The sequence below is a fragment of the Pseudarthrobacter sp. LT1 genome (genome assembly GCF_035621795.1).
In the GTDB taxonomy this organism is placed as follows: domain Bacteria; phylum Actinomycetota; class Actinomycetes; order Actinomycetales; family Micrococcaceae; genus Arthrobacter.
In genome coordinates this window covers 2,844,042-2,858,273 of the sequence record NZ_CP141830.1, presented here as the reverse complement: position 1 = coordinate 2,858,273, position 14,232 = coordinate 2,844,042, and the positions used below count along the sequence as shown (strand labels likewise).

The window sequence follows — 14,232 nt, the reverse complement described above, 5'->3', positions numbered from 1 at the left end:
CTCCGGCGGGTGGCTCCTACCCTTGCGGGATGGCCTCCCTGTTCACTTTTCCCAACCCCGTCAACGAATACGCCGCCCGCACCACGGCAGCGCTCGTGGTGCTGCTCGCCGTCATCACCGCGGTGGCAAATTCAGGATGGGGGCTGGCGGCCATCGCCGTCGGATTCTGGCTGCGACTGCTCTTCGGCCCGCGGATTTCGCCCCTGGCCCTGCTGTCGGTCAAGGTGATCACCCCCCGGCTGGGAAAGGTGAAGCTCGTTCCCGGGCCGCCCAAACGCTTCGCCCAGGGCATCGGTGCGGCAGTATCCACCGCCGCCCTGCTCCTTTTCGCCGCCGGTGCGGCACCGGCAGCCTGGACGCTCCTGGGCGTCCTGGTGGTTGCTGCCTCGCTCGAGGCCTTCGCCGGGTTCTGCCTGGGATGCACCATCTTCGGGTTTCTCCAGCGACGCGGAGTGATCCCGGAGGACGTCTGCGAAGCCTGCAACAACCTCAGTCTTCGCCGGTCGTAACCTTCACCAGCTGATCGGCCATGCCGCGGATCACCTCCGGCGCTTCCAGGGATTCAAGCCACTGCGCCGGGAGGCAGTCCTCACCGTACAAGGCTCCCAGGATGTTTCCTGCCAGCGAACCCGCGGTATCGCTGGGGCCGCTGTGGTTCACGGCAACGGCCATGGCACGACGGAAATGGTCAACGGGCTGTGTGTCCGCCCCGTCGGCCGGGGCAGCGGCCATGACGGCATAAAGCGCGACGGCGAGTGCTTCCTCCGCTGTCCGGCCCCCGCCCAGCACCTGGAGCAGTTCTTCGGGGCCGACGAGCGCCTTGTCCGCGAGCCCGAGGGCGGCCTCAAGGCGCTCCGGCAGCTCCGGGGCAACGTCCACAAGGGCGCCGGCGTGCGCCGTAACCCCGGCGGCGGCGTCCCGCAGCCCCTCGCCGGACACCAGCCGGTGGATCAGGAGGCTGAAGATGCCCGCACTCTGCCGGGCTGAAGGGTGCCCGTGCGTCAGGGCGGCGGCGTCGGCACTTAGCTTATAGACGGCGTCGGGCGTGATGTGCGGCACCAGCCCAAACGGTGCTGAACGCATCACCGTGCCGGCGCCCCTGGCTCCGGGGTTCACCGGGCGGATGATGGTTCCCATCTCACCGGTGGCAAGCCCGGAAATGCAGTCTTCCTCGGGACGCCTGCGCTGCCGGAGCACCTCGTTGCCGTCGATCCAGCGGGGCTGGGGTGCCGGGGCGGACGGCCCGGCCTCCTCACCCTGGGTGGCCAGCCAGCGCAGGTAGGCCAGCCAAAGACAGGCGTTCACGTCCGCGCCCACGCCGGAGTTGGCCCACTCCAGTGCCTCCACCAGCCCATCCACCGTGTACAGGGTCAGCTGGGTGTCGTCGGAAAAATGGCACGGGCCCTGCAGGTCCTCAAAGCCAGCCAGGCCCTGCGCCCCGAAGCGCTGTCGGATCGCAGCGATGGAATCGGATTCCACGGCGTAGCCCAGGGCGTCGCCCAGCGCCCCACCCAGCAGGGAGCCGTGGATTCGGGACTTGAGGGTGGGCGCGGGGGTGCCGTGGTCGAAGCTCATGGAGTAAATTTACCGTCCGCAGCCCGGAGGCCCGTGCTGCATACCGTGGTCGAGCAACCCCGCGGACAGCTGCCGTCCAGCAAACGCACAGCCGGGGCTGGCATACTGCTCGGGTTGCCCGGCGCCACCATCGACGGAAGCGGCACATTCCTGGACGGCCGCGGCGCCCGGGCCACCAGGCAGCCCGAACCCCAGACCCCCACAAGCAAAGGTTCCATCATGAGCACCCCTGTCCCAGCCCGCGACGCACTGCAGCCCGGCACGGCTGCCGCGCCCACCGGCCTGCTGCCCCGCCTGGCGGCCGAGGCCTTTGGCAGCCTTTTCCTGGCGGTGGCCGGCCTGGGCGTGCCCCTGTTCAGCATTCCGCAGTCCAGCCCGGTCCCCTCCGCCCTGGCTGCCGGCCTGGCCGTTACCGCCGCCATGCTGGCCTTCGGTCATATCTCCGGCGGCCACTTCAACCCCGCCATCACCCTGGGGCACCTCCTGGCCGGGCGGATTCGGGCCGGGGCGGCAGCCGCCTATGCTGCCGCGCAGCTCGTCGGGGCCCTGGTGGGCGCCCTTGCCCTGTTCGGCATCCTGCGCACGCTGCCCAGCATCCCCGACAGCCGCACCGCCTTCGATACCGTGGCCGCGGGCTTCGGTGAGCACTCAATCATCCAGGCCCCCCTCGCGGCCGTTGTCCTCCTGGAGCTGCTGGGTGCCGCCATCATCGTGGCTGTCTTCCTGGGAGCCGCGGGCCGTGAAGGAGGCGTCCGCACGGTGGCGCCCGTCGCCGTCGGCCTGTCGTTTGCCGCCCTGCTGCAGGTGGGCCAGTCGGTGGGAAACCTGCCGTTCAACCCGGCCCGCGCCGTTGCCTCCGCCATCTTCAGCTCCGGCTGGGCCGTGGAGCAGCTGTGGGTCTTCCTGGTGGCTCCGCTGGCCGGCGCTGCCATCGCGGGGCTGGTGTTCCGGATCGGCGACGTGGCCGGTTCCCCTGCGCCCGTTGCCGACGTGGAGACTGCCGGGGATGACACCGGCGTTGACGATGACGCCGGTGATGACGCCGACGTTGCTGCCGTGAGTGAGCCTGCCCCTGCGGAGGCTGCCCGCCAGGAGAAAGCCCGCGGTGTCAGCGAGGCGCAGGAGTTCTTTGACGGCAAAAGGTCCTGAGCGCTGTTTGCCGCGGCGTTTTTCTGCACTGTCAGTGGCTGCCGATAGCTTAGGAACATGCGGTTACTTCACACCTCGGACTGGCACCTGGGCCGTTCCTTCCACGGCGTCGGAATGCTGGATGCCCAGCGGGCCTTCGTTGACCAGTTGGTGGCGGCGGTTGAGCGGGACAGCGTCGACGTCGTCCTGATCGCCGGCGACGTCTATGACCGGGCGCTCCCGGGCGTGGACGTGGTCCACCTTCTTGACGACGCCCTGGTCCGGCTCACTGCCGCAGGCGCAAAGGTGGTCCTCACCAGCGGCAACCACGACTCCGCCATCCGCCTGGGATTCGCATCCCGCCTGCTGGAACGCGGGGGAGTGCACCTGCGCACCAGGGTGGAGGACCTGGACCAGCCGCTGCTGCTGCCGCTGGGAACTGATGCGGCCGGGAAGGACGCCACGCTGGCGCTCTACGGCATTCCGTGGCTTGAGCCAAGGATGGTGGCCGAACAGCTGGGGGTGGAAACGGCCAGCCATTTCGAGGTCACCCGCTCCGCAACCGAACTGATCCGGGAGGACATCGCCCGGCGCGCCGCTTCGGCCACGGTCCACTCGGTGGTCCTGGCCCATACCTTCGCCAGCGGAGGCATCAGTTCGGACAGCGAGCGGGACCTCAGCATCGGCGGTGTGGGAGCTGTTCCTTTGGACCTCTTCGACGGTTTCAGCTACACCGCGCTGGGCCACCTGCATGGCCGGCAGAAGCTGTCCGGTTCCGTCAGGTATTCGGGGTCGCCGCTGGCCTATTCCTTTTCGGAGTCCACGCACCAGAAGGGTGCCTGGCTGGTGGAGATCGGCCCGGAGGGCGTCGCGTCGGTCGCGGAAGTCCTCTGGGAGGCCCCGCGTTCGCTGGCCGTTCTCCGCGGACCGCTGGAGGATCTCCTGGGGGATCCGGCCTATGCCTGGGCTGAAACCGCCTATTGCCAGGTCACCCTTACCGATTCCCAGCGCCCCACCCGTGCCATGGAACGGCTCCGCGCCAGGTTCCCTGACACGCTGGTCCTTGCCTTTGATCCCCAGGGCGCCACTGCCGCCACGGAGGCCAGCTACAGCAGCAGGCTCGCAGGCGCCCCGGACGACCTCGCCGTCTGCTGCGGGTTCCTGGACCACGTGCGGGGAAGGAGCGCTGACCCGGTGGAAAGGACCGCGCTCGCGGCCGCGCTGGAAAACGTCAGGCTCCTGGAGGTGTCGCGGTGAGGATCCACCATCTGCGCATTTCGGCGTTCGGGCCCTTTGCCGGCACAGAAGACATCGACTTTGACCGGCTCAGCGCACACGGCCTGTTCCTGCTGAACGGGCCCACCGGCGCCGGCAAGACAAGCGTGCTGGATGCCATCTGCTTTGCGCTCTACGGCTCCGTTCCGGGGGCACGGCAGGACGGCAAGCGGCTGCGCAGCGACCATGCGGAGCCCGGGCAGGAACCCGCCGTCACCTGTGAATTTTCCGCGCAGGGCCGCCGCTTCGAAGTCACCCGGTCCCCGGCATGGGAGAAGCCCAGCGCCCGTGGGAAGAACGGCTTCACTCTCCAGCAGGCCAAGACGCTCCTCCGCGAACGGGTGGGCGGGGCCTGGGTGGAGAAGTCTGCCCGCAATGATGAAGCGGGCACGGAGATCATGGCGTTATTGGGCATGGACCGCGAACAGTTCACCCGGGTGGTGATGCTGCCGCAGGGTGATTTCGCTGCCTTCCTCCGCTCCAAGGCTGCTGACCGGCTGGACCTGCTGCAGAAGCTTTTCGGTACCCAGAGGTTTGAAGCCCTGGAACAGGAACTCTCCCGGCAGGCCGCCGCCGCGCGGGAGGACGTGGCCGTGCTGTCCGGCCAACTCGGCATCCTCGCCTCGCGTGCCGAAACCGAGGCCGGCCCGCTCCAGCTTCCGGAAGAGGAGGCGCCGCCGGCGGACGACATCCCCCGCCGCCTTGACTGGCTGCAGGCTTCTGCTGCCGTGCGCCTGGCGCAACTCACGGAGCAGGCCGCCGCCGCTGAGGTTGTGAACCAGGCCCGCCGCACAGAGGCTGAGCAGGAGGCTGCCCGCCATGAACGGCACCGCAAGCTCGAAGCCGCGGCAGCACGGCAAAAGGCCGTCGAGGCAGGGGCCGCGCAACAGGAACAAACTACCGCCCGGCTTGGGCGGCACCGCCAGGCGGAGGTTCTTCACGGGCAACTGCAGGCTGTGGACGCTGCATCCGCCAAAGTCCGCGCCGCCGCCGCGGCCGCCGAATCAGCCATGACGTTGCTGCGCATGGCTGCCGGGGACGGCGGCGAACTGGCCCAGCTCGGCAGTGGACCGGCAGAGAGTGCCGATGCCAGCCCCGGAACCGCAAAAGACGCCTGGGGGAGCATGCCGGGGGCTCCGGAGGAACTGGGCCGCCTGCGTTCGCTGCTGGCCGTCGTCGAGGCACGGCTGCCTGACGAGGACAGGCTCCAGGAGCTGCGGAAGCGGCACCATGTCCTCAACGGCCGGCTGGGTGAGCTGGAGCTCGCCGTGGAGACGCTGGGCCGGCGCACCGAGCGCCTGGTGGCTGAACGCGAACAGCTGGCCGACGGCATGGACCAGCTGGAGGCCCGGTCGGTGGAAGCTGCGCTGCGGCGCAAGGAGGCTGGTGCTGCGGCAGAGCTGCTGGACGTCGTCCGGCGGTACGGGACAGCCATCGAACGCAGGGACCGGGTCAAGAGCCGCCACGCCGACTCGCGGGAGAACCTCCTCGAGGCGAAACGCCGCTGGCTGGACCTGCGGGAGGAACGGCTGGCCAACGCTGCATCGGAACTGGCAGCAGGGCTGGTTGCCGGGGAACCCTGCCCCGTCTGCGGAAGCGGACATCATCCCGGCCCGGCAGATGCGGGCACCGGAGGCCCGGCCCTGGCCCAGGACGAGGAACGGGCCCACGGAGTTTACGAAGCCGCCGAAGCAGCCCACGCCCTGGTTGCCGCTGACCTTGCCGAGGCCGAGCAGGCGGTGGCCGTCCTCGCCGGTCAAGGCGGGACTACGCCCGTGCAGGAGGCCCGCTCCGGCGCGGAGGATGCCCTTGCTGCGGCGGCGGATGCCGAGCAGGCTGCGGAGGAACTGCAGGACAGGCGGCAGCGGCTGGAGGCCCTGGACGCCGGCCTTACCCAGGCGCGGGCCACGCTGTCCGAAACGGAAGTGGAGTTGTCCCGGACGGCAGCGTCCCTTGCCGACCTGGCCGAACAGGTTGCGTCGCTGGACACGGCGCTTGCCGGCCTCCGGGGCGGCCACCGCAGCCTGGAACGCCGGCTGCGGGCACTTGAGGAGGCCGTGGCGGTACTGGACAAAGCCGTCGAAGCGCAGGCACGCCTCGATGGTGCCCGGCTGCAGGCCGCCGAAGCGCAGGAACACCTGGAACGGGCCCTGCCAGGTGCCGGCTTCGCAAGTGCCGACGATGCCCGCAGCCAGCTTCTCGGGACCGCTGAACTGGCAGCCCTCGAGTCCGCCATCCGTGCAGCCCAGGACGAGGCAGCCCGCGTGGCAGGGCTGTTTGAGTCGGAGGACATTGTGCTCGCCCTGGACGAAGCCGCCGGCGGCTTCACAGCGGATGAGGAGCGGCTGGCAGCGTTGCGCCTGGATGCGGCGACAGCCCGGAATCAGGCGCGGGAAGCCGATCTGGCTGCCGGCCTGGCCGCCCGCTGCCTGGCGTCGTTGAAGTCCATCGCCGCTGAATATGATGCGCTGGCCGGCTCCTCACGCGAGCCGGCGGAGCGGGCGCAGATGCTTGCCGGGTTGGCCGACGCCGCCGCCGGCCGGGGCGAGAACACCTACCGGATGAGCCTGACCAGCTACGTCCTGGCCGCGCGGCTGGAACAGGTGGCCCTCGCGGCTTCCGAACGCCTGGTGGCCATGAGCGACGGCCGCTACCTTCTCCAGCACACTGACGCCAAGGCGGCCCGCGGAGCAAAGTCAGGGCTGGGCCTGGAAGTAGTGGACCAGTGGACGGGATTCCGCCGGGACACCTCCACGCTGTCCGGAGGCGAGTCCTTCATGGCCTCCCTCTCGCTGGCCCTGGGCCTTGCAGACGTTGTCCAGCAGGAATCCGGAGGCGTGGAAATCGAAACCCTGTTCGTTGACGAGGGCTTCGGCAGCCTGGACGACCAGTCCCTCGAGCAGGTCATGGATGCCCTCGAAGGACTCCGCGACGGCGGGAGGGTCGTGGGACTGGTCAGCCACGTGGCCGAAATGAAACAGCGGATCGGCACCCAGCTGCAGGTGGTCAAGAACCGGAACGGCTCAACGCTGCGGATCTCCGAAAGCCTGGACGCCCTCCTCTGACTACCTCTGACCAACCCCTGACGGGGGCCGATATACTTGTCCGTGTTACCGGGTTGCGCGCATCGGGAGGAGGGACGATGCGCACGTACTGAACGAGCCCTGACGTGACACCACAAACCACCCCCTCATCCACCGGCACCGCCCCTGCCCAGGCGTCTCCATCCCGGGAAACCCTTGACCCGGACATGACGGATGCGGCAGCGCGGGGACGCTTTTTCCGCCTTCCCCAACTGGCCGGCCGGGGTTTCATTCCCCTTGGCCTCTTTGCGCGGCTTCCCCTGGCCATGTTGGCCATGGGCACGCTCACGCTGGTCACATCCGTCAGCGGCTCCTTTGCCGCCGGTGGAACGGCAGCAGGAGCAGTGGGCATCGGCTCCGCGTTGGGGGCTCCCGTACTGGGATCCCTTGCGGACAGGCGGGGACAGCGGCCGGTCCTGTTGCTGGCGGCCGTACTCAATACAGTGGCCGTGCTGGCCCTGGTCCTCGCGGCCCATACCGCTGGGGCCTCGGGCGGTTTCCTGCCCGCCGTCCTCGCGGCTGCCTTCGCGGCCGGCGCCACCTGCCCACAGGTGGGGCCCCTGGCCCGGGTCAGGTGGATGTCGCTCACGGCCGATGCCGGAGGTCCAACGGCACCATCCGGTGGGGCCGCCCGGGACCTGGACACAGCGCTTTCGTACGAGAGTACGGCCGACGAGGTGACCTTTGTCCTGGGACCGGCCCTGGTGGGGATCCTGGCCAGCCTTGTGGCGCCGTGGCTTCCGCTGGTCCTGGCAGCGGTCATGACCATCATTTTGGTGCCTCTCTTCGCCGTTCATCCCAGCCACCGGGCCGTCCCCGCCAGCCGGCCTGCGGCACGCGGGACCCGCAAGGGTGCTGCGCAGGGCACCAAGCTGCCGTGGACTGTCTCCCTGCCCGTCCTCGCCATGGCCTGCATGGGCACATTCTTCGGTTCCACCCAGGCCGCACTGAGTGCCTTCTCTGCCGGGCTTGCCGGCGCGGAAATCGCCGGGCTGCTGTACGCCGTCATGGGCCTCAGTTCGGCCGCCGCGGCACTCTCAGTTGCCTACTGGCCGCGCCGTGCGGGACTGGGATTGCGCTGGGTGTCCTGCGCAGTCCTGATGGCAGGGCTCGCGGTCCTGCTGCTGGTACCGTCATCGCTGCCCATGATGGCGGCCGTCCTGCTGGTCCTGGGCCTCCCCGTGGGTCCCGTCATGGTCACCGTGTTCGCCGTGGGCGGGAAAGTGGCACCCGCCGGCAGGCTCGGTACCGTGATGACAGCGCTGGCCAGCGGCATTGTCGCCGGTACAGCCATCGGGTCCTCTGTTGGGGGACAGCTGGCCCAGCTCCACGGGGCCGCGGCCGCGTTCCTCGTCCCGGTCTGCGCGGCGGCGGCGCTGGCTGTGCTCGGCGCGGGAACCGCCGTCGTCCTCCGCCGCAGGGCCTGACGCGGCACGTTCCTGCGGGCGGCACCGGTCCGTTGCGGCGTTGTTCCGGCAGGGCCGTTACGCCAGCTGGCGCTCGATCCTTGCCGCGCTCTCCGCGATGGCAGCCCCCACGGCATCCGGATCATGGGCGGAACGGATATAGACCACTGCAAGTGCGGCCGGACGCCCACCCGGCACCCGGACCGGTGCTGCCAGCGATGAGACCCCGGCGATCACCTCGTCGTGGCTGGCCGAGTAACCCTTCCGCCGCGCCTCCGCCGCCTCCGGGCGATAGGGCATTCCGGTTGCCAACCGGTCCCATTCCTCCTCCGAGAGGGCGGACTGGATGGCGATCCCGGGGGCACCGGCGTTGATGGGGTGGCGTGTGCCCGGGTGCTGGGCAACAGTTGCGCCGGAATGCCTCGGCTCGACCGTGACGAGCGTAATGCAGTCGTGGTGGTCCCACACCGCCACGAATGCAGTCATGTCCAGCGAGTTCGCCAGCTGGGTAAGCTCGGGCAACGCGGCGCTCTGCAGGTTGCGGGACACGCCGCGTGCCAGGACCGCCAGGCCGGGTCCGGGCTGGACCCGTCCGGCATCATCGCGTACCAGGAGCGAATGGTCTTCGAGGGTGCGCAGGATCCGGTAAGCCACCGACCGGTGAACACCCATGGCATCGGCAAGCTCTGCGATGGTCAGCGGGCCGGGCGCGGCTGCCAGGATTTCGAGGGCGCGGATGCCGCGCGAGAGGGTCTGGGACGGCGAAGCCTGTGCCGCCGCTCCCGTCCCGGCTGCGGCTGCTGGAGGAGTCATGATGTCCATCCTAGGTTGGCGGGCCTGGAGTGCTGTGACTCTTGTACCGACCACTCACTGCCGGTAATGTCCTCTATACGAACTTGCAGTTCAAATATAGAACTTTGCTTCGGTCGCCGTTCACCGCAAATATCGACCATTCCGTGTTCCGTATCACACTTTCCGTAGTACCCTACTAACTAACTGACCGTTCTGTCGGTAATTCTGAAGGCGTACGGGCGGCGCTGCTGCCCAATAAACAATGGAGTTTCAATGACCACACCTTCCAAGGTGGATACGCTCGCCGGTCCCAGCAGCCGGCGGGAGGAGCGCAAGGTCCTCGCCGGCACCCTCGTCGGCACCACGATCGAGTGGTACGACTTCTTCATCTTTGCCCAGCTGACCGCAACGCTGCTGTCACCGCTGTTCCTGGCACCGCTGAACGAGTCCAACCCGGGCCTGGCGCAGATCCTTTCCTTTGCCCTCATCGGCATCAGCTTCCTGTTCCGCCCCCTTGGCGCAGTTGTCGCCGGGCACCTGGGTGACCGCCTGGGCCGGAAGGCAATGCTGGTCTTCACCCTCGTGATGATGGGTGCGGCCACCGCCCTCATCGGCATGCTGCCCACCTACGCGCAGATTGGCGCCTGGGCCCCGGTGCTGCTGATCCTGCTGCGGGTTATCCAGGGCTTCTCAGCCGGCGGTGAATGGGGCGGAGCCGCCCTCATGGCCGTCGAGCATGCGCCGGTCAACCGGCGCGGGATCTTCGGTGCCTACCCGCAGATCGGCGTGCCCGTGGGCATGATCCTCGCTACCGGCCTGCTGTTCTTCCTCAACACCAGCATGTCCAAGGAAGACTTCGCTGCCTGGGGCTGGCGTGTGCCGTTCCTGCTCTCCATCGTCCTGATCGTGGTGGGCTACCTCATCCGCCGCGCCGTCGCCGAGAGCCCGGTCTTCCAGGAGATGGCCCTGCGGAAGAAGGAAAGCAAAGCACCGCTGGGTGAGCTGGTCCGGAACCACAAGCTGCCCGTGCTGTACTCCACCCTGATCTTCATCGGCAACAATGCAGCGGGCTACCTGCTGATTGCGTTCTTCATCTCCTATGCCACCAAGACCCTGAAGATGCCCACGCCGCAGATCCTCCTGGCCACCACACTGGCGTCCTTCGGCTGGCTGATCTTCACCCTGGTGGGCGGATGGCTGTCCGACCGCATCGGCCGCGTCAAGACCTTCCTGATCGGCTACGCCATTGTCTTTGCCTGGATGATCCCCATGTTTGCCTTGATCGACACCAAGGACATCATGCTCTATGGCGTCGCCCTGTTCGTCCTGACGATCGGCCTGGGCCTGTCCTACGGACCCATGTCCGCCATGTACGCAGAGATGTTCCCCGCGAATGTTCGGTACTCCGGCATCTCCATCGGATACGCCTTCGGCGCCATCCTGGGCGGCGCCTTCGCAGCAACCATCGCGGAGGCCCTGCTGCAGTCCACCAAATGGACCGGTTCGATCGGCATCTACATCATGGCCCTCTGCGTCATTTCCGCCGTCGGCGTGGTGCTTGCAAAGGAGACCAAGGGCCGCCCGCTCGGCGTCAGCAGCCACCACTGATCCCACCGGCCCTCCTAACACCGTCCCCCTGACCCCGCCGCTACGGTCAGGGGTCGGGACGGCGGGGGTTTCCATCCGCTGCACCGTGGCCTCCAACCGGGGCGCGGAACCGCAACACCAGCAGCCCGGACCGCCAAGTCCGGGCTGCTGGTGCGTGCGGGGCAGTTCTGCCCATCGCCGGGATTGACCGCACCCGGTAGCGTTGGCCCGGGGGGGCGAAAGCTGGGTGCCAACCGTGGGGGCAGGATCAACATTTGGGGGCACGGTGGCCGGAGAAGCCAACAGTTCAAAAATTCGGCGTGGACGCCGCTCATCCCGTCGGTGGAGTGCATCGACCACCATGCCCGTCAGGCTTGCCCGTATGGGGGCGCCCCTGCTTGCGACCAGCCTTCTCGCGGCGCTGGCGGCATGTGCGCCCGCCGTGGACTCCACGGCTGCGGGACTGGATCTTGCTTCCGCGAAACAGTCCCTTCTCAGTCAGCAGGACGAGCTGAAGGCAGTGGTGCCGCCGGGCGAAGTTTCCACGTCGACACGGACCGAAAAGTCCCGTGCATTGTTTGAATGCGGGAACGGCGGCTATTACTGGCCGGGAATGATGGATGTGGTCCTTACCCCGGATGCCGACGTCGCGGCCTTGCTGCCGCAGATCGAAGCCGAGTGGTCCGCGAAGCCTGGTTGGACGGTCCAGTCCGGGACGGGCATCAATGGAATCCCCGAACTGGTAGTCGTCAGCGGGGAAGGGTATCGGCATTCAATCGAGTACAACCCGCAGCGGAACTCACTTTACGTGTTGTCCTCCTCCGCGTGCTTCCACATGGAGGGAGGGCCGGATCCGGGGGTTGACTACTGACCGGACAGGATATGAATCAATCCGCGCTGCCCAAGGGATCGCTGCAGCCTAGACGCCCAGGAATGAAATGGCGGCCTGCTTGAAAGCCCTGCTGGTGATGGCGTTGGTGTGGTTCCGGCCTGGCAGGACCAGTTGCTCGGCCATGGAGCCGGCACTGCGGGCCAGCTCGGCGAGCTTGGGCAGCGTGTGGGCCCGCTCGTCCTTGTCGCCAACCACCAGCAGCATGGGGACGTGGGGTACCGCTTCGGCGGGGTCGTAGGGCTCTGCCTTGATGGCCTCCACCAGGGACAGCAGCGCGAAGATGTTGTTGCTCGGCAGCAGCAGGGCCATTTTGAGCAGCTGGGCGGTGGATTCGTCGTTGATCGGCGTGCCGTCCGCCAGGTAGTCCTGGGCGGCCCGAAGGTCGAATGCGGCCAGGGGGTCGGAGTCGTTGGGTCCGCCGAGCACCAGCCGGTGCACCAGCTCGGGCTGGGTCGCGGCGAACTCCCAGGCGAGCCGGGACCCCAGGGAATAGCCCACTACGTCCAGCCCGCTGGCAGGGTCCCCGTCATGCAGGGGGCGCGCTCCGGCGTCGAACGCTGCCTGGAGCAGGTCCGCCCTGATTTTGCTGGGGGAGTAGGAATCCCGGTCCTCCGGCGCACCGCTGCGGCCGTGGCCCGGCAGGTCAACGGTAATGACCCGGCGGCCGGCGTCAAGCAGGGAGGACACCCAGCCGGTGTCCTCCCAATTGAGTTTGGAGGAGGAGGAAAAGCCGTGCAGCAGGAGGACCGGCCGGAGGCCGGCGTCGCTGGCGGGTTCATGGACCGCCACGTACAGCTGCGGGTCGGTCCCTTCAACGGTGTGCGCCTGCTGCTGTCCGGTGTGCCTGCCGCTCATGGTGTCAGTTCCCCAATCAGGTACGGCGCCTGGGCGGGCCCGGCGCGTCGGTGCGTCTTCCTTGGAAAGGTACGCTCCACTCTACCTGTTGGCGGCCCGGTTCCTGGCGGCCAGCCGGGCCCCGGCGGCGCACGCGAGTGCAATGCCGGCGATCAGGGCGAAGGTGCTGAAGAGCTGGATGCGGCTGCCCTCGGCGCTGAAACCGACGGCGAAGATAAGTCCCAGCAGGACCAGGCCCAGGATGGTCAGGCTGGGGAAGCCCCGCATGCGCAAGGGAAGCGCGGTGCCGTCCCGGTCTGCCCGCCGGCGCAGGATCAGCTGGGAGACCAGAGCGCTGCCCCACACCACCAGGCACGTGGATCCCACCAGCTGGAACAGCGCCGGCAGGATCCGTTCCGGAAACAACAGCTCCAGGACAGTGGCGATGAAACCGAAGGCCACCGAGACTGCCACCGCGAGGAGCGGCACGCCCGCATTGTTGAGCCGGGTGAGGACCCGGGGCGCCTCCCCCCGCTGCGAGAGCGAATACACCATGCGGGAGGCGCCGTAGAGGTTCGCGTTCAGCGCCGAGAGGAGGGCGACGACGGCCACGAGGGTGATGGCGGTGGAGGCGCCTGGGATTCTGGCAGCGTCCAGCACGCCGGCGAAGGGCGAGGCGAGGCCCTTGGACGTGGCGGGAAGCACGGCGGCAATGACAAAGACGGAGCCGATATAGAACACCAGGATGCGCCACACCACGGTCCGGATGGCCTTGCCGACGCTGCGCTCGGGATCCTCGGTTTCGGCCGCGGCCACGGAGACGATCTCCGTCCCGCCGAACGCGAAGATCACCACGAACAGGGCTGCAGCAACACCGCCCAGGCCCTGGGGAGCGAAGTTGTCGGTCAGGTTTTCCGCCCCGGGGGAGTCGACGCCGGGCAGCAGGCCCAGGAGCAGGGCGGCGCCCACTGCAAGGAACAGGACGATGACGGCCACTTTGAGGATGGCGAACCAGAACTCGAACTCACCGAAGTTCCGGACGCCGGCCAGGTTGATGCCGGTGAAGACCACCATGAATAACAGCGCCAGCGCCCAGACCGGTACCACGGGCCAGACGGAGAAGAGCAGGCCGGCGGCACCCAGGGCCTCCGCCGCAATCACCACCACGAGCTGCAGCCACCACAGCCAGCCGATGGTGGCTCCTGCGGTCCGGCCCAGCGCCCGCTCCGCGTACACGGAAAACGCCCCGCTGGTGGGATGTGCAGCGGCCATCTCGCCCAGGGCCCACATCACCAGGATGATCAGCGTTCCGGCAACGAGGTAGGAAATGAGCACTGCCGGTCCGGCCGCCTGGACGCCGGCACCGGATCCCAGGAACAGTCCCGCGCCGATGGCGCTGCCCAGCCCCATCATGGTGAGCTGCCGCGGCTTCATGCTGTGGTCGGCAGTGGCTTTGGTGGGGAATGTGGCGGACGTGGTCCCGCCGGACTTCGTCGTCATGGGGCAGTGCACCTTCTGGGGCTGGTTGGGGGGTCCGGCCTCTCGGGGCCGGGGTCCTCGTGGGACCTCTTGAATTTACCGCCTCCGGAACGCGCCCGGAAACGGACGGGAAGGAGGGGCCGCGGGAAGAGGGTTCCGGGGCAGCCGGCCGCGGCCCCGA

Annotated in this window: 11 protein-coding genes; 7 read left to right on the top strand and 4 right to left on the bottom strand. The window is 68.3% G+C overall.

Annotated elements, in window-relative coordinates:
* Positions 1-29: 29 nt before the first annotated feature.
* Positions 30-509 (top strand): DUF4395 domain-containing protein, encoded by a 480-nt coding sequence (locus VIK36_RS13425; RefSeq protein WP_255172566.1) that lies wholly within the window; start codon positions 30-32, stop codon positions 507-509.
* On the opposite strand, the gene VIK36_RS13420 is transcribed toward VIK36_RS13425, so the two are convergent.
* A complete protein-coding gene (locus VIK36_RS13420; RefSeq protein WP_324642275.1) occupies positions 490-1,575 on the bottom strand; it encodes an ADP-ribosylglycohydrolase family protein in 1,086 nt (361 codons plus the stop codon). The genes VIK36_RS13425 and VIK36_RS13420 overlap by 20 nt on opposite strands.
* Positions 1,576-1,794: 219 nt before the next feature.
* Between VIK36_RS13420 and VIK36_RS13415 the strand changes: the two genes are divergently transcribed.
* The 4 genes from VIK36_RS13415 (at position 1,795) to VIK36_RS13400 (ending at position 8,488) form a co-directional block, all read left to right on the top strand.
* A complete protein-coding gene (locus tag VIK36_RS13415; RefSeq protein WP_324642274.1) occupies positions 1,795-2,724 on the top strand; it encodes an MIP/aquaporin family protein in 930 nt (309 codons plus the stop codon).
* Positions 2,725-2,781: 57 nt separating this feature from the next.
* Positions 2,782-3,960, top strand: coding sequence for an exonuclease SbcCD subunit D (locus VIK36_RS13410; protein ID WP_324642273.1), 1,179 nt, complete (start codon positions 2,782-2,784; stop codon positions 3,958-3,960).
* Complete coding sequence (locus VIK36_RS13405) at positions 3,957-7,043, top strand: SMC family ATPase (RefSeq protein ID WP_324642271.1); 3,087 nt, start codon at positions 3,957-3,959, stop codon at positions 7,041-7,043. The genes VIK36_RS13410 and VIK36_RS13405 overlap by 4 nt, the downstream gene beginning before the upstream one ends.
* A gap of 104 nt (positions 7,044-7,147) precedes the next feature.
* Entirely contained in the window at positions 7,148-8,488 is a 1,341-nt protein-coding gene (locus VIK36_RS13400; protein WP_420716211.1) for an MFS transporter, read from the top strand.
* A gap of 57 nt (positions 8,489-8,545) precedes the next feature.
* On the opposite strand, the gene VIK36_RS13395 is transcribed toward VIK36_RS13400, so the two are convergent.
* A complete protein-coding gene (locus tag VIK36_RS13395) occupies positions 8,546-9,280 on the bottom strand; it encodes an IclR family transcriptional regulator (protein ID WP_324642270.1) in 735 nt (244 codons plus the stop codon).
* 252 nt (positions 9,281-9,532) lie between these two features.
* On the opposite strand from VIK36_RS13395, the gene VIK36_RS13390 reads away from it, so the two are divergent.
* Together VIK36_RS13390 and VIK36_RS13385 are read left to right on the top strand one after the other, a co-directional pair.
* Complete coding sequence (locus VIK36_RS13390) at positions 9,533-10,867, top strand: MFS transporter (RefSeq protein WP_324642269.1); 1,335 nt, start codon at positions 9,533-9,535, stop codon at positions 10,865-10,867.
* A 361-nt stretch (positions 10,868-11,228) separates the two neighbouring features.
* Positions 11,229-11,717 carry a hypothetical protein gene (locus tag VIK36_RS13385; protein WP_255172559.1) on the top strand — a complete coding sequence of 163 codons (489 nt, stop codon included), beginning with the start codon at positions 11,229-11,231 and terminating at the stop codon, positions 11,715-11,717.
* A 48-nt stretch (positions 11,718-11,765) separates the two neighbouring features.
* Here VIK36_RS13385 and VIK36_RS13380 read toward each other — a convergent pair whose 3' ends face one another.
* On the bottom strand, positions 11,766-12,593 hold the full coding sequence (locus tag VIK36_RS13380) for an alpha/beta fold hydrolase (RefSeq protein WP_255172558.1): 828 nt from the start codon (positions 12,591-12,593) through the stop codon (positions 11,766-11,768).
* 81 nt (positions 12,594-12,674) lie between these two features.
* Positions 12,675-14,072 (bottom strand): amino acid permease, encoded by a 1,398-nt coding sequence (locus tag VIK36_RS13375; RefSeq protein WP_324642268.1) that lies wholly within the window; start codon positions 14,070-14,072, stop codon positions 12,675-12,677.
* Positions 14,073-14,232 lie beyond the last annotated feature (160 nt).